25 protein-coding genes are annotated in these 22895 nt (G+C 42.7%); 5 read left to right on the top strand and 20 right to left on the bottom strand.

Going from position 1 to position 22895, the window contains the following annotated elements; all coding sequences use genetic code 11:
• Positions 1-279: 279 nt before the first annotated feature.
• Positions 280-1584: a short-chain fatty acid transporter gene (locus CCS02_RS00405; RefSeq protein ID WP_084122045.1), complete on the top strand. Its 1305-nt coding sequence runs from the start codon at positions 280-282 to the stop codon at positions 1582-1584.
• Between the two features lie 71 nt (positions 1585-1655).
• Here the strand turns inward: CCS02_RS00405 and CCS02_RS22100 are convergent, their stop codons facing one another.
• A complete protein-coding gene (locus CCS02_RS22100; protein ID WP_157807957.1) occupies positions 1656-1802 on the bottom strand; it encodes a hypothetical protein in 147 nt (48 codons plus the stop codon).
• A 31-nt stretch (positions 1803-1833) separates the two neighbouring features.
• On the opposite strand from CCS02_RS22100, the gene CCS02_RS00400 reads away from it, so the two are divergent.
• Positions 1834-2889, top strand: a complete 1056-nt coding sequence (locus tag CCS02_RS00400) for a maleylacetate reductase (RefSeq protein ID WP_100635258.1) — start codon at positions 1834-1836, stop codon at positions 2887-2889.
• Positions 2890-3059: 170 nt separating this feature from the next.
• On the opposite strand, the gene CCS02_RS00395 is transcribed toward CCS02_RS00400, so the two are convergent.
• From CCS02_RS00395 to CCS02_RS00335, 13 genes are all read right to left on the bottom strand, one after another.
• The gene (locus CCS02_RS00395) at positions 3060-3680 is read right to left on the bottom strand and encodes a YitT family protein (RefSeq protein ID WP_100635257.1); all 621 of its coding nucleotides are present in this window, start codon (positions 3678-3680) and stop codon (positions 3060-3062) included.
• A 138-nt stretch (positions 3681-3818) separates the two neighbouring features.
• Positions 3819-4103 carry a S24/S26 family peptidase gene (locus CCS02_RS00390; RefSeq protein ID WP_048813955.1) on the bottom strand — a complete coding sequence of 95 codons (285 nt, stop codon included), beginning with the start codon at positions 4101-4103 and terminating at the stop codon, positions 3819-3821.
• A 54-nt stretch (positions 4104-4157) separates the two neighbouring features.
• Positions 4158-4661, bottom strand: coding sequence for a superoxide dismutase, Ni (sodN, locus tag CCS02_RS00385; RefSeq protein WP_100635256.1), 504 nt, complete (start codon positions 4659-4661; stop codon positions 4158-4160).
• The gene (locus tag CCS02_RS00380) at positions 4651-4872 is read right to left on the bottom strand and encodes a hypothetical protein (protein WP_100635255.1); all 222 of its coding nucleotides are present in this window, start codon (positions 4870-4872) and stop codon (positions 4651-4653) included. The genes sodN and CCS02_RS00380 overlap by 11 nt, the downstream gene beginning before the upstream one ends.
• Before the next feature lie 30 nt (positions 4873-4902).
• The gene (locus CCS02_RS00375; protein ID WP_100635254.1) at positions 4903-5346 is read right to left on the bottom strand and encodes a hypothetical protein; all 444 of its coding nucleotides are present in this window, start codon (positions 5344-5346) and stop codon (positions 4903-4905) included.
• A 214-nt stretch (positions 5347-5560) separates the two neighbouring features.
• A complete protein-coding gene (cobO, locus tag CCS02_RS00370) occupies positions 5561-6199 on the bottom strand; it encodes a cob(I)yrinic acid a,c-diamide adenosyltransferase (RefSeq protein ID WP_100187389.1) in 639 nt (212 codons plus the stop codon).
• 75 nt (positions 6200-6274) lie between these two features.
• On the bottom strand, positions 6275-6889 hold the full coding sequence (locus CCS02_RS00365; RefSeq protein ID WP_072837753.1) for a trimeric intracellular cation channel family protein: 615 nt from the start codon (positions 6887-6889) through the stop codon (positions 6275-6277).
• A gap of 69 nt (positions 6890-6958) precedes the next feature.
• The gene (locus CCS02_RS00360; protein ID WP_072838055.1) at positions 6959-7552 is read right to left on the bottom strand and encodes a histidine phosphatase family protein; all 594 of its coding nucleotides are present in this window, start codon (positions 7550-7552) and stop codon (positions 6959-6961) included.
• Positions 7549-8334, bottom strand: coding sequence for an adenosylcobinamide-GDP ribazoletransferase (locus CCS02_RS00355; RefSeq protein WP_100635253.1), 786 nt, complete (start codon positions 8332-8334; stop codon positions 7549-7551). The genes CCS02_RS00360 and CCS02_RS00355 overlap by 4 nt, the downstream gene beginning before the upstream one ends.
• A gap of 59 nt (positions 8335-8393) precedes the next feature.
• Positions 8394-9455: a nicotinate-nucleotide--dimethylbenzimidazole phosphoribosyltransferase gene (gene cobT / locus CCS02_RS00350; RefSeq protein WP_100635252.1), complete on the bottom strand. Its 1062-nt coding sequence runs from the start codon at positions 9453-9455 to the stop codon at positions 8394-8396.
• Between the two features lie 13 nt (positions 9456-9468).
• Positions 9469-10236 (bottom strand): 23S rRNA (guanosine(2251)-2'-O)-methyltransferase RlmB, encoded by a 768-nt coding sequence (gene rlmB, locus CCS02_RS00345; RefSeq protein ID WP_072837750.1) that lies wholly within the window; start codon positions 10234-10236, stop codon positions 9469-9471.
• 87 nt (positions 10237-10323) lie between these two features.
• Positions 10324-12876, bottom strand: coding sequence for a ribonuclease R (gene rnr, locus CCS02_RS00340; RefSeq protein WP_232728798.1), 2553 nt, complete (start codon positions 12874-12876; stop codon positions 10324-10326).
• A gap of 450 nt (positions 12877-13326) precedes the next feature.
• Positions 13327-14130: a pyruvate, water dikinase regulatory protein gene (locus CCS02_RS00335; RefSeq protein ID WP_072838054.1), complete on the bottom strand. Its 804-nt coding sequence runs from the start codon at positions 14128-14130 to the stop codon at positions 13327-13329.
• Between the two features lie 239 nt (positions 14131-14369).
• On the opposite strand from CCS02_RS00335, the gene ppsA reads away from it, so the two are divergent.
• The gene (gene ppsA, locus CCS02_RS00330; RefSeq protein WP_100635250.1) at positions 14370-16766 is read left to right on the top strand and encodes a phosphoenolpyruvate synthase; all 2397 of its coding nucleotides are present in this window, start codon (positions 14370-14372) and stop codon (positions 16764-16766) included.
• A 1137-nt stretch (positions 16767-17903) separates the two neighbouring features.
• Here the strand turns inward: ppsA and CCS02_RS22425 are convergent.
• The gene (locus CCS02_RS22425) at positions 17904-18038 is read right to left on the bottom strand and encodes a hypothetical protein (protein ID WP_269800412.1); all 135 of its coding nucleotides are present in this window, start codon (positions 18036-18038) and stop codon (positions 17904-17906) included.
• 454 nt (positions 18039-18492) lie between these two features.
• Here CCS02_RS22425 and CCS02_RS00325 point away from each other — a divergent pair, with 454 nt between their 5' ends.
• Together CCS02_RS00325 and CCS02_RS00320 are read left to right on the top strand one after the other, a co-directional pair.
• On the top strand, positions 18493-19230 hold the full coding sequence (locus CCS02_RS00325; RefSeq protein ID WP_100635249.1) for a DUF4145 domain-containing protein: 738 nt from the start codon (positions 18493-18495) through the stop codon (positions 19228-19230).
• Positions 19231-19315: 85 nt separating this feature from the next.
• Complete coding sequence (locus CCS02_RS00320; protein ID WP_100635248.1) at positions 19316-20287, top strand: hypothetical protein; 972 nt, start codon at positions 19316-19318, stop codon at positions 20285-20287.
• Between the two features lie 24 nt (positions 20288-20311).
• On the opposite strand, the gene CCS02_RS22095 is transcribed toward CCS02_RS00320, so the two are convergent.
• The 5 genes from CCS02_RS22095 to CCS02_RS00300 all read right to left on the bottom strand — a co-directional run bounded on the left by CCS02_RS22095 (position 20312) and on the right by CCS02_RS00300 (position 22607).
• On the bottom strand, positions 20312-20527 hold the full coding sequence (locus CCS02_RS22095) for a hypothetical protein (RefSeq protein ID WP_157807956.1): 216 nt from the start codon (positions 20525-20527) through the stop codon (positions 20312-20314).
• A gap of 729 nt (positions 20528-21256) precedes the next feature.
• Positions 21257-21583: a hypothetical protein gene (locus tag CCS02_RS00315; RefSeq protein ID WP_100635247.1), complete on the bottom strand. Its 327-nt coding sequence runs from the start codon at positions 21581-21583 to the stop codon at positions 21257-21259.
• A gap of 2 nt (positions 21584-21585) precedes the next feature.
• The gene (locus CCS02_RS00310; RefSeq protein ID WP_100635246.1) at positions 21586-21822 is read right to left on the bottom strand and encodes an addiction module protein; all 237 of its coding nucleotides are present in this window, start codon (positions 21820-21822) and stop codon (positions 21586-21588) included.
• A gap of 280 nt (positions 21823-22102) precedes the next feature.
• A complete protein-coding gene (locus CCS02_RS00305; protein ID WP_012069113.1) occupies positions 22103-22393 on the bottom strand; it encodes a type II toxin-antitoxin system RelE/ParE family toxin in 291 nt (96 codons plus the stop codon).
• The gene (locus CCS02_RS00300) at positions 22386-22607 is read right to left on the bottom strand and encodes a TA system antitoxin ParD family protein (RefSeq protein ID WP_100635245.1); all 222 of its coding nucleotides are present in this window, start codon (positions 22605-22607) and stop codon (positions 22386-22388) included. Before CCS02_RS00300 ends, CCS02_RS00305 begins: the two co-directional genes overlap by 8 nt.
• Positions 22608-22895 lie beyond the last annotated feature (288 nt).

The raw sequence follows: 22895 nt of genomic DNA, 5'->3' as shown, positions 1-22895 counted from the left end.
GTGAAGCAAAAAGTAAGCTCAAAGGCTGAGCTTACTCATTCTTATTACCTTAAGACATCATAAAACAAGGGCGCTTTCATACAAAAAAACAAGAAATACAACCGAAGTGAGCTACTAACAAAAAGTTATTTTAAATTAATTTGCTTTTAACCTTGATCAAAACCGTTACATTGATTAAATTTGTTCGCATAACAAAGATAAATTCGCAATGCGAACACAAATAACTGTAGCCATCACTTTTATTGATACATAACCATCTAATAAAAAGAGAATAATATTATGGAAGCAATAACCAATTTTTCCGTGCGTATTGTACAGCGATACTTGCCAAGTGCTTTTGTACTCGCTGTCATACTCACAGCCATCACCTTCGTATTAGGAATTGCTATTGCTGGCCAAAGCCCCATGGCTATGGTTGGTTATTGGGGAGATGGATTTTCCAAATTATTTACCTTCGGGATGCAAATGGTCCTAGTCTTATTGACTGGCTATGTTCTAGCAATGACACCAATTGTAAAAAATGCACTCAATGCTTTGGCAAAACAGGCCAGCACGCCCAAACAAGCGTTAGCCCTTACCATCTTAGTTAGCTTCGTTTGCTATTACCTAAACTGGGGCTTTGGTATGGTGGCGGGCGCCATTTTAGCAAGAGCAATGGGGCGTAGTGTAAAAGTACATTTCCCTCTCATTGTCGCCGCAGCTTATGGCGGCGAGTTAGTACGTGGCCCTTCTTCTTCCATCCCTTTGGTTATTGCAACTCCTGGCCACTTTATGGAGAAATCAATCGGGATTGTACCTGTATCACAAACACTATATTCAAGCTGGAATATAGCGCTAACCATCGTCCTTTTGGTCTTATTGATTGCCTTTTTTATGCTACAAAAGCAACCAAAAGAAATCATTTTGCTAGACGATAAGGAAGATGACGATATTGAAGTAAAAGCATTTGAGGGAAAAATGTGCTTTTCTGACTGGATCGAGCACAGCCGACTACCCACTTTGTTTTTAGGATTATTAGCCGCAAGTTATTTAATCGCTAAAATCATCAACGGCAGCTTTAGTCTTGATCTAAATAGCATGATTTTAATCTTTCTGGCGCTAGGATTAATACTTCATAGAAACTCCGTATCTTATCTTCATGCTGCTGAGTTAGCGGTAAAAGCTGGACGAGGTATCATTGTCCAGTTCCCGCTTTATGCCGGCATAGCAGGTATGATGACCAAAGCTGGATTAGTCACCATTTTTTCCAATGCCATTATATCGGTAGCAACGGTCAAGACATTTCCAGTACTTACCTTCTTATGCGCAGGTATTGTAAATTTCTTTATTCCATCTGGTGGTGGTCAATGGGCGATTCAAGGTCCAATTATGATGCAAGCAGCCTATGAGTTGGGAGCGGATCCGGCCCTAACCATTATGGCTTTTACTTGGGGAGACGGTTGGACAAATCAAATTCAACCATTTTGGGCGTTACCATTATTAGGCGTAGCAGGGCTTTCTGCACGTGACATCATGGGGTATTTAGTCATTTGGTTAGGGATTTCCGGTATTGCGATTGCTGGAACCTTTATGCTACTGATGTAAGTATTTTATTGATAAAAAAGTGTCTAACTTTATGAGGTCACTTCATAAATAGGCACTTTTTTATTTATTCATTAAATACTTTTGGCACCCGTTACGGTTTCAATCAAGTCCTTATCGGTTGAACCTTCAAACTCTTTCCATATCAGAGCCAATGCACCAAATAGATAGACTAGAAAACCAAGCATTAGATTCAGAGCAATAAGAACAGTCTCTCCCAACTTATTTCAACTATATAGAGATATATAATTCATGAAACCTTTTGTTTACAACGCTCTTCCATCACGCGTGATTTTTGGCTCCAATACTTTATATCAAATTAAAGACGAACTAAGACTGCTAGGAAAAAATCGCGGACTAGTCTTATCTACAGCAGGCCAACATAAGGCAGCCAGTCAAGTTTCTAATCTACTAGGAGAATTTTCCGTTGGTTGCTTTAATGGTGCAGTGATGCACACTCCTATCACAGTAACAAATGACGCACTGAAAATAGTAATGGAAACTAAAGCTGATTGTATAATTGCCATCGGGGGCGGTTCCACTATAGGTTTAGCAAAGGCAATAGCTCTTAATACAAACCTACCACAAATAGTTATTCCAACTACCTACGCAGGTTCTGAAGCGACTCCAATCATTGGTCAAACTGAGAATGGAGTGAAAACAACTCAGCGTACCCTTAAGGTATTACCTGAAGTCATTATCTATGATGTAGAGTTAACTAAAACGCTACCGGTACCTATAACAATCACATCAGCTATGAATGCGATAGCTCATGCTATCGAAGCCCTTTACTCTAAAGACACCAATCCTTTTATCTCTATGTTAGCCGAACAAGGAATAGAAGCTTTGGCACGTGCAATTCCGATTATTTACCATTCCCCACTAGATAGCACGGCTCGCTCTGATGCTTTATTCGGTGCGTGGGCTTGCGGAACGTGTCTCGGAGCAGTAGGTATGTCTATTCATCATAAGCTTTGTCATACACTAGGCGGCAGTTTTAGCCTTCCTCATGCTGAAACGCACACCGTAATTCTTCCCCATGCAGTTGCCTACAATGAGAGCGCTACAACTGAAGTAATGGCAAGAGTCGCCAAAGCATTAGGGGTTAGTAATGCAGCACAAGGTCTTTACGATCTAGCAGCTCAACATGGCGCTCCAACGTCTCTCAAAGAAATAGGGATGAATGCTTCTGATATAAATTTGGCTGTCGAAATAGCATGTGCCTCGCCTTATTGGAATCCTCGACCTATAGAAGCAAATGCTATACATAATCTACTAAGTAATGCCTTCTACGGTAAACGTCCTTGAAAAAGACACAGTGAACAATAGCACTGATACCCTACCAACTCTTTGAGGAAAGAAGTAAGAAAGATAATTTTGCCAAATAGCACCTTACAAAGCGATGGCCAGTTTTACTTGACCACTACACTATGCCACTAAAATATAAATTGCTCTTAAATAGGTATTTATGATGCTACTTAAACAGTCCCCATGTAACGCCCTGGTTTATGGTTTACCGCGATAATCATATTTAAAGCAATGGCACCAACAAACGAGATAATGATTAAGGTGTAATCCACCACAAAAACAGACAACAGCACAATCATACAATCAACAGCCATCTGGAATTTCCCCATGGAAATACCATATTTTTCAGCTAAATAACGTGCCAAAATATTCATACCACCTAAGCTAGCGTTGTGGCGGAATAGCATTAAAAAGCCCACCCCCATCAAAAAACCACCCGCAATACTGGCATAAAATGGATTAACCTTATCGAAGGTAACCAGCATAGGCGTGATATCAGCAAAAACCGACAAACAAAATACTGAAAGGAAAGTTTTGATGGTGAATTCCCAACCAAAATGCAGAATCGCCAAAATATAGAAAGGAAGGTTGATCAAGAAAAATGCCTGACCAAAAGTCAAAGGAGTTGAATACTTCATCAAAAAAGCTAATCCAGCAGAACCACCCGTTAACAAACCTGCATGAGTAAAAAGGTTCACACCCAATGCAATTATCAAGGTGCCAAGAATTACTGCTTGAACATCCTCAAGACGAGTATGTTTTTTCATTTTTGGTAGTTCTGCTGTCGACATGAATTTCTCTTCGGATAAATCAATTATTGGTATTACAGGGGCGTGGATTTTAGAGAAAAACAGGCCTAAGACCAATATCAAAGCAGAAAGCAATTTTTAGCTAGTTTTTTAAAAGTGTCTTATTTTATGTACACCCAATTATGTAGCACAAATTCGATGAATGACTTTTCCCACAACACGCCTTGGAGACACCCACCCAATTCGTTCGGACTGCAGACTTTTATTACTTTCCCCCCCCAACCAAAGCTGACCATCTGGGGCAATGTGCAATACTTTTTTGATAATAAATCCGTACAAAGCATGATCAACTACGACAAGATGGCCTATTTTGAGTTTTTTATGCCAACGGCTGGTAAACACAAAGTCCCCATCATTTAAAAATGGAGCCATACTTTCGCCTTGCACCTTAATTAAATGAAGCATGACCACTCCTTTATGCAATCTCTTTACTAAATTAATTTTTTTGAAACACGGCTTTTAATTTTTTAGATCTGGATAAACCACATCTAACATAGGTGGATAAGGACAAGGTGCTCGATAAGTTAGAACATCTTTCGTAAACCAAAAGGCTTCTGCAAAGTTATTCACTAAAGCAACCAACTTCTCCCCTTCTGCACGATCAATTCCCTGTTTGCACTTTGAAGCTTGCAACATGATGGAATGAACTAAGTCATGGACATTAGGAACTTGCTCAAATTGCGGCGCTTTAAAATAATCACCCCAAATAATCCGAACAGCTTCTTTCACTTCCGTACAAGCTGACTCTTTTTCGCTAACCAAACGAGAGATCTGGGCAAAATCAGTCACACTTAATGACTCTTTTTCCTCTACTTCTTTAATCAAGTCCATAAGGCGAACACAGCTCAGCGCCGCTAGTTGAGCGGTAGAAGGATCATAAATTTTACACGGGATGTCACAATGAGCCTGTGCCGTTTTAAAGCCGATCACTTTATCTAATGTTTTTATCACACTATGCATCATGACTAATCTCCTCTCGCTCAAGTTGTTTACGGCGACGTAGTAACAGCTTATAAACAAAGCCGCCCACAATAATACTTCCCACAGCCAATACGGTTAAAACATGAATAAGATCACTCGCCCAATGTGAATCATCATGACCAGGATGTGCCTGAATCACTTGGCTCATGACAATAAAAACACTGAACAACATGACTCTAATAATGGATTTCATATCATCATTCCTTTCATTAACACCTGACAATTAATGACGCATCACAGCAGTTGATATAGACACTGCATTAGTCAACGACTGCATCAATGCTCTACTTTGCGCAGAAACCTCCTTGCTATAACTCTGAGTAAACAGCTCCCATTCAAAACGAATATGAGTTGCCGTTCTCATAATGAGATCACGCTGTTCATCATCCATATCAGGTCGGGTAATAATGGTTTGTAAGAAATTTACCGCACTTTCAAATTGAGTGTTGGCGGAAATAAAGTCACCCAAGGCAGTATAAGATTCGGCAATATTCAAAAAACTCACGGCAGCAGCTGCCACAGCAGATTCAGCATCTCGATAAAAATCCTCATCGAATGAACGCTCTGCTTGCATCAATGCCTGTCGATTTAAATCCACAGCATCAGTAAAAGCATGATTTGAATAAGCCCGGTTAGCTTGTCTCGTTAAACGCTCCCAGTCTTGCATTGTTTCCTCCACGATATGTTATGATAGCAAATAGAACTTAATGAGAATCATTATCGTAAAAGAATTTTAAAAAATCCAGCTAATTTGAGAATAAATCTCATTTGAACGCATTTTTTACATTATGAAGGATCAGGTTAGATCAAAGTCGTAGACAAAAAAGAAAGGTAAAGAGAGGGAAATAAAATGAATCAGAAAAAGTAGCTCGCGATGCGAACTACCATTCAATTCCAACTTGAGCTTTTACGCCATTTGCAAAAGCGTGACGTTCATTGGCAATTTTACTGTGCGTATCAACACTGTCTAACAAAACGCGTGGTGCTGTACGCCCTGTCATCATTACGTTTTGATGAGCTGGACGAGAATTCAATGCGGCAATCAAATCGTCTTCGTTTAAATAGCCATATTTATACATGTAGGTGATTTCATCCAACAAAACAAAATGCACACTGGGATCAGACAAAACACTCTTAGCCAAGGCCCACGCTTGTTCAGCAGCTTCTTTTTCCAACTCTGGATTACGTGTTTCCCACGTAAAACCATGCCCCATGACATGAAAATCAACTAATGGATGAGAGCCAAAGAACAATTGTTCGCCAGTCGCCTTGCGCCCTTTTATAAACTGAATCACCGCACTTTTTTGCCCATGACCCAAAGCACGAGCCATGGTACCAAAGGCGCTAGAGCTTTTACCTTTGCCATTACCAGTTAATAAAATGGTTACGCCACGCTCTTCCGTTGCCGCAGCAATACGTTGATCAACAACCGCCTTTTTCTTCAACAAGCGCGCTTCGTTCTTTTCTGCTTGTTCTACATGTTGCTCTGTGACTTTTTGTTCAGGAGAAGGATCCGTCATAATTTGTCTCTTTAATGTCATTTTTTTGTACTGTTTTTTCTTGTACTGTTTTTTCTTGTACTGTTTTTTCTTGTACTACTTTTTCTTGTACAACAACCAACTTGGGTAATACAAATCTTTATGTATCGCGAACACCCTTAGTATAAAGACTAAAGCTACCGCGTAAATCGAGTTAAACTCATGTGTCGGTACGTTTTTTTCAAGTAGTACTAATAACAAAGCACCTAAAAATGCTGGGGTTGCGTAAAACTCTCGTCCTAAAACCAAAGGCGGACGATGACTCAAAACATCGCGAATAATGCCGCCAGCCACACCAGTGATAATACCCATAGTAATAGCAATGGTTGGCGGGAAACCTAGGTTCAGCACTTTTTCCGTTGCAACAACTGTAAAAAGAGCCAAACCAAATGAATCAGCATAATGAAAAACGGTTTGTCTATCTTCGATGAATCGAACCGTAAAAAACGCCAAGGTTGAAGACAAAAACGCCACCCATAAGTAAGACGTGTCTTTTACCCAATAAACTGTTTCAACAGATAGCACCGTGTCTCGAATCGTACCACCACCCAAGGATGTCACCATACCAAGGAATACCACGCTAAAAAGATCCATGTCTTTTTTACCGGACGAAATAACCCCTGTGATTGCAAACGCGGCAATCCCAAACATACCCAAAAGATATAGCAACATTTTTTATTTTTTCTCAATCGAACCTAAGACGATTTGGCGAATACCAAATCCAACATTAAAAAGCACCCGTTATTGACTAGATACCCAGTCACCAGCACCCAAACGCTTTAACATAACCAAATCTCCCTGAATGAAAAACTCCGTCAAACTACTGAAGCCCACATCTATTCGGTGACATTGATCCAAAGGCCACTGACAGAGCATGCTGACAAATACCTTGATGACACCAGAATGGGCAACCAATACACAATTCTCCATCGGCATATCTTTCACCGATAGCCACCATCGCCAAACGCGATCAGCTACAACTTGCAGCGATTCACCATTATAAGGCGCGGAGAGCACAATGTCGTCAGCCCACAGATCTATTTCTTGCTTTGGAATATCTTGCCAACACAATCCTTCCCAATCACCAAAATCCAGTTCTTTTAGTGCTTCAACAACTTGTGATTTGCCATCACCAATATGTTCAGCTAATCGTGCTGCTCGGCTTAATGGACTGTGAAAACATACATTCGACTCACCATCAAATTCAATCGACAAAGCATTTTTTAATGCTTGTGCTCCCTCTTCCCAACCATCGGCAAGTGGTACATCCATATCACCGTAACACAGACCTTTCTTAACCTCTGGCCTTGGATGTCGAATCAAATAAAGCTTCATGAATAAGATACCAACAGACATAAGACAACAAATATTTCACCTATCTGTTCACTCGCACCTAAGGTATCACCATTAAAGCCATCAATTTTTTTACGTAAATACAGGCGCATCAAAAAGACTAAAACGGCGGCAAAAATAAAGGTAAGAATCAAATCAAACAAATTAAACGCCAACACACCAACCAATAAACATGGCACCAACGCCACCAGCCACTGACTAGGATTCAACTCAGCAATCATGCTAGATGCCTTGCTTTGCCCCATGGTCACATAATCTAGTGTATTCATTAGCACGATAGGTATGAATCTAGCGATAACATGTACAACACACCAACCACTTAAGGTGTAAACAAAGCCTAGAAACGAATCAGGAATCACCTGCAATAATTCGCTCAGCAGCACCCATTTTAACGACAAAGAAAACCAAATAGACAAGGCAGCATAGCTTCCAATGCGCGAATCTTTCATGATCGACAAGCGTTGCTCTTTGTCCCAGCCACCAATCAACCCATCACAGCTGTCCATCAAACCATCTTCGTGAAATCCACCGGTTAATAACACCGCGGTTAACAACATAAATAGAGCTTGCAACGACGTTGACCAATCAAACCATAATGGCCAAGCGCTCAGTAGACCAACAACCAAACCGATCCATGGTAAAAAGCACACCGCTGGGATGTGCTTTATATCATCACTCCAATCCACTTTCAGAGGGATTCGAGTATAGGTGACAAGGCTACGTTTAAAGCCTTGCCAATAAGGGCCAATAATCATGCCTTTCATTTTATTTCTGCTTATCTAGTTATTTGTTTCTATTGGCCAGTAGTCTATTCGAACGAAATCTATTTAGAATCACTCACGCCTGCACTTTCAAAGCTCGCCATCTTATTCAAAAACAGACACGCGCTGTTGATTAATGGATAAGCTAAAATAGCACCAGAACCTTCGCCCAAACGCAGGTCCAAAGACAAAATAGGTTCCGCATTCAAATGATCGAGCAGCAACTTATGAGCTTTTTCATTTGATTGATGAGCAAAAATCGCATATTCACGCACATTCGGGGCAACTTTTTGTGCAAACAGCAAAGCCACTGAACAGATAAAACCATCCACCACGAAGGCCGTCTGGCGCTGTGCAGACTGCAACATCGCACCTGCCATCGCCAAAATTTCAAAGCCCCCTACCTGCTCAGCAAGGGTTTGGGCGCTCCAATTTGCCATTGGCTGTCCGGTTTCTTGCTCGGCACGTTTTAATGATTGCTCAATCACCTGAGCTTTATGAGAAACACCAGCCTGATCCAATCCTGTTCCGCGTCCAGCACTGTCGGCAGCGCTCACACCAATTAACGCCGTCATCATGCAAGAAGATACACAGGTATTGCCAATGCCCATTTCACCAAACATCAACAAGTTCACGCCATCATCAATAGCAAGATTGGCTTCGTCAACACCCGCTTGAATCGCTTTTTCTAACTGCTGCGTTGTCATTGCGGCTTGTTGACTAAAGTCCTGAGATGAAAAGGCTACTTTGCGCGCACCTAATAAAGGATGCGCAGCTAATTCTGCATTAACACCCACATCAACTATTCGCAACGGTACCTTATGTTGATCGCAGAAAACACTCACGGCGGCACCACCCATCAAGAAGTTCATCACCATTTGCGGTGTCACTTCTTGAGGAAACAAACTAATGCCCTGAGCGACAACACCATGATCAGCGGCAAAGATGATCATCTTAGGTTTTGACGTATCAGGCGTTAACGTTTGCTGAATCTTCCCAAGCTGAAAAGCAATGCTTTCCAACTCTCCTAGCGCGCCAAACGGCTTAGTTTTGTTATCAATTTTGTGTTGTAACTCTTCGGCAATAATTGCCGAAGGTGCCGGAATACTAAATTGCTTAAACAAGGCTTGATGCCCCTTAACCTTTGGCCTTAACAGCGCGCTGACGCACTACTTCGTAGAGACAAACACCTGTCGCTACAGACACATTCAAACTAGAAACCACACCAGCCATAGGCAGTTTCACTAGATAATCACATTGCTCACGAGTCAAACGACGCATGCCATCACCTTCCGCGCCCATAACAATGGCTGTCGGAATGGTTAAGTCTTGCTCATAAATAGTTTGTGTCGCTTCGCCAGCCGTGCCAAAGATCCAGACACCTTGGTCTTGCAACTTCTTCATGGTGCGAGCAAGGTTGGTCACCGCATAAACAGGAATACTTTCTGCAGCACCGCAAGCTACTTTGCTTACCGTTGCATTCAATGGCGCAGAATTGTCTTTTGGCATGACAACCGCATGAGCACCAGCTGCGTCAGCACTACGCAAACAAGCTCCCAAGTTATGCGGATCCGTCACGCCATCTAGAATAATAATCAGCGGCGTTTCATCTAAACCAGCGACTAGTGTATGCAAGTCCGCTTCATTACCTGCTTTGTTCATCGTGGTATAAGCGACAACACCTTGGTGAACCACACGATCTTTATTTGAGGTAAACAACTGATCGAGATCGCGGCGGGCAACAACGCTATGACGCACTTTATTGGCTTTACAAAGCTGCATTAAACGCTGAGTTTTCTTATCGTCACGGCCTTCTTGAAAACGCACCTCTTTGATACGTTCTGGCTGTTGGTTCAACGCATTTTCCACGGCATGTATGCCGTATATCCATTCTAAATCTGACATCTTTTACTCTATTAATTTGGGGGCATACGCCCCCTTTTACTTATCTAGAAAGTTATTCATCTATAAAGCCCAGTTCACAGCTTCTGATCAGTCTTTTGCTTTTGGCTTAGCATTATTCTTTTTCGGCTTTTTTGGCTTCTTCGGCTTTTTCGCTGCTGCAGAAGCTGGTTTACCGCTCGCTGCCGCGGCAGAAGACGATTTCTTCTGTCTAATGCGTTTGCCTTTTGAAACGGGTGGACGACGTTTTTTCTTTGCCTTGCCATCCGACTCTTTGCCATCTTTTGCTGATTTGCCGTCTTTAGACTTATCGCCTTCCACTTTTGCAGCGGACTTCGGCTTAGGACGACCACCCAACTCAATAGGCGGCAACTGAGCCAATTGCATTTCAAGTTCGGTCATTTCATTACGTTCCACTTTTTTACGTGGTTGACGCGCTGCGCTTTCATCCAAACTCAGATCAATCTTACGTTGCTCCAAGTTCACACTAGATACTCGAACTTTCAACGTATCGCCAAGGCGGAATACACGACCAGTTCGTTCACCAATAATCGCCTGATGCTCCATGTCGTGAACAAAATAATCTTGTCCAAGCCCTGAAATATGCACCAAACCATCGACAAACAAACCTTGCAGCTCAACGAATAAACCAAACGAAGTCACTGCGGTAACGACACCTTCAAACGGTTCGCCCAAGTGCTGTTCAACATACTGGCATTTCAACCAAGCTTCTACATCACGAGTTGCTTCGTCAGCGCGACGTTCAGTCAAGGAACAAGAATCCCCTAAACCATCCATATCCGCATGAGTGTAACCGTAGATTTTACGTTCTTTTAGTTCTGGGCTGCCTGCCACACGATGCGCCTGACGCACAGTTGGACGGCCTTCACCACGAATCAAATAACGAATCGCGCGGTGAACCAACAAATCTGGGTAACGACGAATTGGCGACGTAAAGTGAGTATAAGCTTCGTAATTCAAACCAAAGTGGCCCAAGTTATCCGCTTGATACACAGCCTGAGACATAGAACGCAGCATCATTGTTTGAATACTACGAACGTCCGCACGCTCTTTAATGCTTTCAGATAATGCCGCGTAATCTGCTGGTGTTGGCTTAGTGCCACCAGTTAGCTCTAAACCCAGCAAAGCAAGGTAAGTACGCAAGGTTAACAAACGGTCGTCTTTTGGCCCTTCGTGAACACGGTACAAGGCTGGCAAATCTGCGCTAATCAACAACTCTGCTGCCGCCACGTTGGCGCACAACATACATTCTTCAATCAGCTTATGAGCGTCGTTACGTTCAACCGGAATAATGTGTTCAATCTTAGAATTCTCGTCAAACACCATGCGAGTTTCGATGGTATCGAATTCCATCGCACCACGTTCATCACGAGACCCCTTCAAGACATGATACAAACCTTTTAAGTCATCGATATGCGACACAATAGATGCATAACGTTCACGTAGCTCAATACCTTGCTCTTCTGGCTCATCGTCGATCATTTTCGCGACTTTGCTGTATGTTAGACGAGCATGAGAACGAATAATGCCTTCATAAAACTTGAAGCCGCGCATCTTGCCTTTAGTAGTCAAGGATACTTCGGCTACCATCGCCAAACGATCCACGTCTGGGTTAAGTGAACACAAACCATTCGACAAGACTTCCGGCAACATAGGTATAACGCGACCTGGGAAATAGACCGAGTTACCACGCACAATGGCTTCTTCATCTAGTGCCGTGTCTTTCTTCACATAATGAGAAACGTCGGCAATGGCAACAAACAGCTTCCAACCACCCGGTGTTTTTTCACAATACACCGCGTCATCAAAGTCACGTGCATCTTCGCCATCGATAGTAACAAAAGGCGTATCACGTAAATCAACACGATGTTCTTTGTCTTCTTCTGCGACTTCTGTTTTGAAATTTTTGATTTGCTTTTCGACTGCTGCTGGCCACTCGTTAGGAATTTCATAACGGTGCATCGCCACTTCGATCTCAACGCCTGGCGCCATAAAGTCGCCAAGAACTTTTTTAACTAAACCTTGAGCTGGTTTGCCGCGCTCAGCGTAGGTAACGATTTCTGCTAATACATATTGACCATGTGTTGGTGTTAAACCAGATTCTGTGGTGATCAGGATATCTTGGGCAATACGTGGATTTTCTGGTGTAACGAAAGCAGTGCGGCTTTCTTCATAGTAGCGGCCAACCAATTGGCTGTGCTTTCGCTCTATGACTTCAACAACCACACCATCTAAGCGACCTTTAACACTACGTCCAGAAAGACGTACTTTTACTTTATCGCCATCCATCACGTTCTGCATTTGACGGGCAGATAGGAAAATATCGTCATCACTTTGACGCAACAAGAAACCATGACCTTCTTTATTGCCTTGAACGTAACCTTCAATTAGGTCACTTTCTAAAATCGGCGAGTATTCGTCATTTTGGTTGCTAGTCATTTGATTGTCTCGACACATAGCGATGAGACGACGACGGAGGGCTTCGATTTCGTCTTCGCCAGTCAGCGAAAACTCTTTGCATAAATCTAAATGACCCATGCTTTTATTTTGGGTGGCAAGAAACTCTAGAATGAATTCACGGCTTGGTACGGGGTTATCGTACTTAGACGCTTCTCGCTGCATGTGTGGATCGTTAATTTTTTTATTACTCAATGTATTTTTATCCTTGGTTTTTTCAATAAGACGCCCTTTTATAAAATAGAAATATGAACATCTCACTATTTAGAACATTTGCAGTACTCGCTATCACTTCTGATAAGCCATTTCTGGCAAGTCACTTCTAATAAGCCACTTTTGCCGAGTCACTGTCGCGCTCAATTAATCGTTATTATAGAGCATATTCACCAAATACTCTCGAAGTTAGCGTAGCTCTTAGCATTATCTGCACACTCTCTTCGAGTTAATTTGGTAATTACACAACAAATAGCCCTTATGACTCGATATTTGTCTGTCTTTTACAAGCATTTGTAATGCCATTTTAGCCTAAGCGAAATATTTTCATTACTTAATTGTCTAAATTTCAAGCAAAAACAATGAACCCATCGAATTATCTGATCATTCCGCCAAGCATTTTTATTGCCTATGACGCACCAAATTCATTTCAGCCATCACTTTGGTGGAAATTTCTTCCACAGACAGTTTTGTCGAATTCAAAAAAGGAATGCGTTCTTGGCGATATAAAGACTCCACTTCGTCTACTTCATAGCGACATTGACGAGCCGAGGCATACTTACTTGCCGCCATTCGACCAGTACGAATCTCATGTAAGCGCTGAGCTTCTATGGTTAAACCAAACAGCTTCTTCTTATGATCCTTTAACACCTTAGGCAAACCGGGCGTGGAAAAATCATCTTCAGTGATCGGATAGTTTGCTGCCTTGATACCGTACTGCATCGCCAAATACAAACTGGTTGGCGTTTTGCCAGAGCGAGACACTCCCAGCAAGATAATATCTGCCTCGGCAAAATTCTTCACTGAAGCCCCGTCATCATTCGCCAAAGCATAGTTAATAGCGTCTATTCGACCATCGTAAACGCCCTCTTTCATACCATGAGCTTTTTGTGCTGTCGGCTGAGCCTTGACACCTAAGGCTTGCTCAATCGGCGACAACAAATCACCAAACAAATTGTAACAATGGCAATTACAAGAATCGATAATCTCGCGGATTGCCACATCGGAAATAGTATAAAATACCAGCAAAGCAACACCTTGCTGCACTTCCAAATTGATCTGTTGCTTCAAGCCTTCTGCCTGATCTTTGGTGCCCAAGAAAGGCACACTTTTGGTCTCTACCGCCACATCAAAAAACGACAACATTGCTGACCCAAATACCTCAGCCGTGATCGCTGTCCCGTCTGATACAAAATACACTTTCATGCGTTTTTTCCCATTTTTGTTGTTATCTAACGACATTCGTTTTTTCGATTGAAATAAAACTACATCGAATAATCGATTTTATTCAAAGCAACTACCCTACATACAATGAACTCAGACCAAGCGCTTTGACAAGAGCACACAGCAATTTGATGAGCGTCTGAAGTCCACTTGGCAAACCAGCCATCTTTTGGCCAACCAGCCAAATTCTTTTAATAAGAAAAAAATAATTGGAGTCTCTTGTGAGCAAATTTATTAAGTGGTTTAAAGATCTTCATATGGAAGATGTCGGTGAAGTAGGCGGGAAAAACGCCTCTTTAGGTGAAATGATTTCCAACCTGACAGACCTTGGTATTCAAGTACCTAACGGTTTCGCAACTACTTCCTATGCTTATCAAAGCTTCATCACAGAAAGCGGCCTTGACGAAAAAATCCATCAAGCACTAGACGCATTGGATGTGGACGATGTTCACGCCCTTGCTGAAACTGGCGTAAAGATTCGCCAATGGATTGAAGACGCCACTTTCTCAGCAGAATTTGACCAAGAAATCGAAGCAGCTTTCGCAACACTTTGTGACGACAACGCAGACGATACATCATTTGCAGTGCGCTCTTCTGCTACAGCAGAAGATTTGCCAGATGCGTCTTTTGCAGGCCAACAAGAAACTTTCCTAAACGTGAAAGGCTTGGCAGACATCAAAGCCTCTATCAAACGCGTTTTTGCTTCCCTATTTAACGACCGTGCGATTTCTTACCGCGTTCACCAAGGCTTTGAACACCAAGGAGTGTCTTTGTCCGCAGGTATTCAAAAAATGGTACGCAGTGACATCGGCGCTTCTGGCGTGCTGTTCACTCTAGACACGGAATCTGGCTTTGACGAAGTGGTTTTCATAACTGCCGCTTATGGCCTTGGTGAAATGGTTGTACAAGGCACCGTCAACCCTGATGAATACTACGTACACAAACCAACACTGGCTGCAAACCGCCCTTCTGTTGTTCGTAAGAGCCTAGGCAGCAAAGCACAAAAAATGGAATACGCCGAAGCGGGCAGCGAAGAATTCGTTAAAATCGTTCCAGTCGCTTTGGATGACCAAAACCGTTTTGCACTGACTAACGACGAGATTCAAGATCTTGCTCGCCAAGCCTGCATCATTGAAAAACACTACAAACGTCCTATGGACATTGAGTGGGCGAAAGACGGCATCGACGGCAAAATCTATATTGTTCAAGCGCGTCCAGAAACCGTTCGTAGCCAAGCCAATGCCCAAAGCATGGAACGTTACAATCTAAAGAAAACCTCTCAGGTCATGATCACCGGCCGCGCCATTGGTCACAAAATCGGCACAGGCGCAGTGAAAGTATTGTCCTCTATTACCGAAATGGATCGCATCCAACCGGGCGACGTTCTGGTTACCGACATTACCGATCCAGATTGGGAACCTATCATGAAGCGCGCTTCTGCTATTGTGACCAACCGTGGTGGCCGTACTTGTCACGCAGCGATCATCGCACGTGAACTAGGTATTCCAGCAGTCGTTGGTTGTGGCGACGCAACAGATGTATTGAAAGATGGCCAAATAGTCACCGTATCTTGCTCGCAAGGCGACATGGGCTTTGTTTACCAAGGCGAACTGCCATTCGACATCATCACCTCTGAAGTAGGCAACATGCCAGAATTGCCAGTAAAAATCATGATGAACGTGGGTAACCCAAACCGCGCCTTCGACTTTGCCATGCTACCAAACGCAGGTATTGGCTTGGCGCGATTAGAATTCATCATCAACCGCATGATCGGCATTCACCCGAAAGCCTTGCTGAACTACGCAGAAATGACACCAGCGCTGCAAGAAGAAATCAACCACCGCATCGCCGGCTACAACAGCCCAGTGGAATTCTACGTCGACAAACTGGTCGAAGGCGTCGCAACGCTGGCTTGCTCTTTCTCTAAAAAACCAGTCATCGTGCGCTTGTCCGACTTCAAATCAAACGAATACCACAACCTTGTTGGTGGTCCGTTGTTTGAACCAGACGAAGAAAACCCAATGCTTGGCTTCCGTGGCGCCGCGCGTTACATCGACGCCTCGTTCCGCGATTGCTTCGCTCTAGAATGTGAAGCCATCCGCCGCGTTCGTAACGAAATGGGCTTAACCAACGTACAAATTATGATCCCATTTGTTCGTACCTTGGAAGAAGCGCAACAAGTTACCGAACTGCTTGCGGAACAAGGCTTAGCTCGCGGTGAAAACGGCCTAAAAGTCATCATGATGTGCGAACTTCCGTCTAACGCCCTACTGGCAGACGAGTTCCTACAATACTTCGACGGCTTCTCAATCGGTTCAAACGATTTAACCCAACTAACACTTGGACTTGACCGCGACTCAGGATTAATCGCAGACAAATTCGACGAACGCAATCCAGCAGTCAAAAAACTGCTAAAAATGGCGATCACCGCCTGTCGCGAACAAGGTAAATACGTTGGTATCTGTGGCCAAGGCCCATCTGACCACGCCGACTTCGCCGACTGGCTTGTAGCGCAAGGTATCGAAAGCATGTCTCTTAACCCAGACACCGTCATCGAAACCTGGCTACACCTTGATGAAGTATTGAAAAATACCGAATTGAACAACAAAGCCATTTAAAGAAATCTTCCCGTTACATCGCAGTAATACCAGACATGGCGTAACGGGAAAACAGTCTGCGTTTGGTGTTGCATTTCTTAATGCAGCACCAGATCAGAATGCTGTGTAAAAGCAGCACGTGACCTTATCGAAGTCACTCCCTAGTTTTATAGCCCCGCCCTGCGGGGCTTTTTTTTGTTTTCTTTGGTTCCATTCAAACGCTTTGTATTCCCAACCTTTTATGCCGCCCTGCTGGGCGTGTAACTTTTGCCAATCGATGCAAAAGTAACCAAAAAATCTTTTATCGGGCTATCGCCCAAACGTCTGATTCACTTTGTTTATTATTAAGTTTGATAAGACGATTTTTATCGTAAGGCATAGATTGTTTATTCGGTGGGAGATAGCTCGTCAAAAAATGACTCTGAAACTCCATAAAGTCGCGCAACTTCGTCGCGTCGAACTGACTTCATAATGGAAACTGGGGGGCGTAGGGCATCATGAGCGAAGCGTAATGTGCCGCTGAAAGCGAATCTTTTATTGTAGGTCGCGGCTTCAGCCCGACGCGGAATTCATGCTCCATTCAAACACTTTGTATTCCCAACCTTTTATTCCGCCCTGCTGGGCGGGTAACTTTTGCCCAGATCCGCAAAAGTAACCAAAAGGTCTCTTTAAGATCTTTAATGCCTGACTTTCTTCATAGGTACATAATTGTTCCCCTACGCTCCTTGTATCGTAAGGCATAGATTGTTTTTGCAGGCTTAAAAAAGGGTATTTTTAACTGACTCTGAAACGCCATAGAGTCGCGCAACTTCGTCGCGTCGAACTGACTTCATAATGGAAACTGGGGGTCGTAGGGCATCATAAGCGAAGCGTAATGTGCCGCTGAAAGCGAAGCTTTCATTGTGAAGTAGGTCGCGGCTTCAGCCCGACGCGGAATTGACGTTCCATTCAAACGCCTTGCATTCCCAATCTTTATTCCGCCCTGCTTGGCGTGTAACTTTTGCCAACCGATGCAACGCTTTCATTTAATAGAAAAGCAAAAAATCTTTTATCGGGCTATCGCCTAAACGTCTCATTCACTTTGTTTATTATCGTTTTGGCAAGACGATTTTTGTCGAAAGGCATAGATTGTTTTTGCAGGCTAAAGAAAGGGTATTTTTAACTGACTCTGAAGCTCCATAGAGTCGCGCAATCAGGATTGCGTCGAACTGACTTCATCGGTGATGCCGCTCTTTCGTAGGGCGTGATAAGGGAGGCACGACCGTAATCCGCCGTTAAAAGCGAAGCTTTCATTATTTCCACTATGAGCCCTTACGTAGATAAGTCATTCCCCACAAGGGGACAAGCGCCCGCGAAGACGGGAATCAATCTTTTATGGGCTAGGATAAGAAACTGCCACTTTTTAACTACATTTTGAAACGCAATTTATGGGTGTATGTAGAGTTTATTTTTATGGTTGCCAAATTTTGGCTCGGTTTGCCAGTTTTGAATAGTCGTGTTTTGCGTATTTGTACTGGTATAAAGTAAAAAAGCCTCCTAATATCAATGAATAAGGATCTACTGTGCAGAAATAACGCGCTGTGAATAAAGGGCATAACCCGCACGCTCGGATCTAAAATTAATCGCCATATGGAAAAAAGTACCATAAAATCAGTGTGTTATAGGGATTTACATGGAAATTGAAAACTGTATAGATGCGCAAGCACACTATGAAAATATTATGTGCTATCAAATTTCGGAGTAAATAATGATTCCTGAGCATGGAAGTAAGAAATTTCAGTGCCCACACTGCGAAACAGTTGCTACCCAAGAGTGGTTCACGGCGAACAATGCAAGTTCGACAGCTACCAACATAATTAACCATCTCTATTTGAATTACAGAGCAAATATTGATGATTATTCGCAAAAGATAATAAGCAGGTTTCTGCAGGAAATTAAAAAACCATTTAGCAGCAACTTTTATAACTTCGTTCCTGATGACTTCGCAGTGGCGACATGCTCCTCGTGTGAAGATTTTACACTTTGGGTTAATGAGGAAATTGTTTTCCCTAAGAAAACTACGCTGCCGCCACCAAACGCTGACTTAAGTGAAGATATAAAATCGCTTTACCTTGAGGCTTCCTCAATTCTTATCGACTCACCGAAAGGATCAACAGCTTTGCTGAGACTAGCACTCCAGAAATTATTAGAACAAGTTGGTAAGAGTGGCAAGAATATCAATGGAGATATCAAAGAATTGGTTGCAGAAGGTCTTAGTCCTAAAATTCAACAAGCTTTAGATTTACTTAGAGTTGTAGGAAACAATGCTGTTCATCCTGGCCAGATAAACTTAGAAGATAATGCTGATATTGCTCAAAAACTGTTCGGAATCTTGAACTTTATTGCTGAGGAACTATTAACAAAGCCAAAAGAGCTTGAGCAGCTATATGCAGATTTAATTCCAACTGAAACGCAAGAGCATATTAAGCAGCGAGATGGAACATAACAAACCAATTAACTTCGCGCTTACAGCGCCGGACGCAGCAAAACTGCACCGGTTATTGAGGGGTTAGATTTACAAGGAGAATGGTATGACCTCAGTTGGGGGGATCGAACTTCATTACTATTTGAAAGATCGCGAGCACTCAATGGATGCCGTTCTTCGGAATCGCTGCGAGGCCGAGTTGCTCGCAATTTTTCAAGAGGTTGCCTCCACACTTGGAGTGCCTGTCCAGATTGATGCTCAAGCACTTGCAGAAGGTGGGTTAAGGGAAGTTTGGAAATGGGCAGGAGAAAACTCTGGGCAGTTGAGTCTTGTGCTATCCGTAGTTGCTATTCTTGTAGCTCTTGCACCTCAGATATATGAATCAGAAGAGGAAGCGCTCAGCAAAGAGCTAACCGAGCTAAGTATTGAGGAGAAAAGACTCCAAATTGAAAAGCTGCGCCAGGAATTGCGTGACATGGAGCCTAGAATCGAGAATGCTGCTCGAGACAACGCTGTCCACATATTGAGAAAAGAGCCGAAAATAGTTGTAAGAAGGTCAAATTTCTATAAAAACTTAAACGGCCGTGAAAACGTCGAGTCAATTGGAATTTCACATCTAGATCAAAACCTCAGACCACTTACGCCAGAAAGGAACGTCCCCAGTGCTCGTTTCTACGAGTTTATATTGACTTCGCATTCAATCAAGCCGTTAATCATTGAGAATGCCAATATTGAAGTCGTAAGCCCTGTATTGCGAGAAGGGCGCTACAAGTGGAAAGGGATTTATGAAGAGCAGGTTATTGGTTTCACTATGCAAGATGCGGCCTTCCAGCATCAAGTTCTAAGAGAAGAGATCACCTTTCAGCATGGAACATGCTTAGAGTGCATTCTCAATGTCTTTAGAAAGCTAGATGAGGTTGGCGAGGTCGAGATTACGGGCTACGTCGTGACAACTGTAATTCGTAAATATGACGAAAGACAGTCCATTGAGACTCCGCAAGGAAAGAACTACAAACATACGCAAAAGTTGCATACATCACAAGCAGACTTATTTGGCAATGGCAATCAAGAAATCTAACCAGTGCAGACACGGCGACGCATACTACATTGGGCCTTCGACACCATTCTGTAGGCAAGCATTAGTTTGTAAAGGTAACTCAGGCAATTGATTTTCAGGTAAAATATCAATATGATTGTTGTGCTTTTCTAGAGTGCATAGGTAGCGCGGGGGAGTGGTTCGAAATTGCAGGTTATGTATTAAACGTTGTAGTCGCTTTGGTGACTGCCTATGACTTAAAAATACTATTTGTAGAATCATTCAGGGTTCGACGCCCACTTAGAAGAAAATGCGAGGTACAGCTTATGGAGAAAAATGACTCAGTGGTAAATCAAGAAACATCTGGTTTAAAACAAGCTATTAATTCCCTCGGTTTCCGAGCTGCTCTCTTCTTGCTAGGATTGTGGTTTTTCCCCCTGCTTCCTATGCGCTCTTAACTTTCCAGAGGTTTACTCATCATGGGAATCATATCTACCTATATCATTACTCCCCCCCTCAAAATACAAACTAACAAAGTATTTAAGACGAATCCCTAACGCTCGGCATTTTCGGTTTGATTCAACTTAAGTGTTTACGGCAAATACTTTAAGTTAAGTGATCTGCGTTGCTCACACCTTAATGCGGCGTTATAACCCTTAAAATAATTAGGGTCAGATGCTGAGATATCTCCAAAAATTTGATATAAATAACAATTAGTTAACGTAAGAATGGAACGTTCATGGCCCTTGGTGATCAATAATTTTGAGTTTTGGGGTCAGATGAAAAAGAGCACTTTATCACTCAAAACAGTGAAGTCTAGGCGGTTGTACAAGACATCAAAAGCCATGAGTATATTAGGGTCAAATGAAAAATAGTACCTTTCATCTGACCCTAAATTCACTAAATTCATTACTTATTGCGATACCATTGACTTGCGCTGTCTTTATAGAAGCTAATACATTTATTTTCAAAATTGAGCAATAATATCGAGTTTGACTGTTTAAAAAGCGTTCACGTTCTCGCCTTGGTTATGGGGTGAGGATCGTGCCAGTAGCCGGGTTTTCTAGAATGATGGGCGAAAGCAACGACCGTAATTGTTTGACTACTTGCTATAGTCACAAAGGAGAAAGGGAACCTTTGAAGAATCAATTTTTTGGCTCCAAGCTTGGCAGCTTTACCAATGACCGGTACGAGCGGTGGGTTTGGTTTGCTGAGCTTTGCCGTAGCCTGCTCAAAACTAGTAATGAGCTGCTCTCCCAGACCGGGTATCTCAAGTTCGTACCAAGCAGCGGCCTCGGTCAATTCTACGCTAGCTTCCGTGCTAATCTTTACCTTCAAGATCAGCCCCTAATCCGAGCTCTGGCGCGTGAAATGGCTTCATTAATATCAAGAAGTTCAGTTTTGCCTGATTCAATGTCATTGATTCTGCGGCAGATTTCAATGTCCCAAGCCTCTGCAACACTAATATCGGCTGGACCATCTAAACTGGCAACCAGATCATGTGCAAGTTTAGCACGCTCTTTCTCAGGCAAGTTCATAGCGGCACTAGTAATACTTTCAAGTTGTGCTGTTTCCATTGCATCACCTAAAACTTTTCAAATGATAATGAACAAATGATGCACCAAAATGTACTCCATCACAAGGCACTCTACCGGATTACATAGTCTGGTAAGCTTAGCGTTATACATGAAAATAGTAAGCGAAATGTTTTGTGGTTTGGTTGCTCAAAATTGAATTACTTTTCGGGGCTCATGCGAAGAACAATTGCGAGTTTCGAGTTTTGTAACAATTAGGATTAGGCCTTTTTTCCAAGTCTAAGAAATTGGAGCTGGCTTAACCATTATGATCAATATCCGCTCAAATGATATTTTTCACATCACGGTAAAAGTTTTCATGAGTACCTAACGCCATGAGTTCGAGTGTCACGGTGCCATCTTCGTAGCTGTAACCAAGTAATGTAAGTTGTTTCACCATGTTAAATTTATAGACACGAAGGAAGGATAAATCGCCTTTCTTTTGTTGCCCTAGAAGCGGATCTTTAATCAATTCTCTGATTGCATTATCTAGATCCGCTTTTTGGTTTTTATGCAGCTTTTTAACCGCTTTTTTAAATGTGGTTGTTTGAAGAACTTGAGTAATGTTAGCCAAAGCTGTATTCCTCAAGTTTTCCGGCTTCTTTTTCCGCTTTGGCAATGATGGCTTGTTTTACAAATTCATAAGGTAAATCTGGGTTATCTTCCATCATTTCACCGATTTTCGCCCAGTGCTCAATTTGCTTAGGTGTTGTTCGGTTTAAAGCTTTCGCCATGATGGCCGCTTTATCAACCAGCTCTTGGTCAAGTCGAATACTTGCTGTAGACATAATAAAATCTCCTAAGTGTTATACAAGAACTGTAGCAAATCGCCACAAATGCAGCAACACGCATCAACCACATCCCCTCCCGAAAGAACAATTAAGCCCAGATAATAATTAAACATGTTTGTCTGACCATAATGCCTAACGGCGCATCACGCTTCGCTCATGACGCCCTACGAAAAACCAGCATCACTATGAACTCAGTTCGACGAAACGAAGTTGCGCGACCTTATGGAGTTTCAGAGTCAGTTAAAAACATCCTCTCTCAAGCCTGCAAAAACAATCTATGCCTTA

Origin of the sequence: Marinomonas sp. ef1 (assembly GCF_002806845.1) — a bacterium.
GTDB classification, from domain to species: domain Bacteria; phylum Pseudomonadota; class Gammaproteobacteria; order Pseudomonadales; family Marinomonadaceae; genus Marinomonas; species Marinomonas polaris.
The sequence above is the reverse complement of the archived record's forward strand: the minus strand, read 5'-3'. Positions and strand labels throughout refer to the sequence as shown.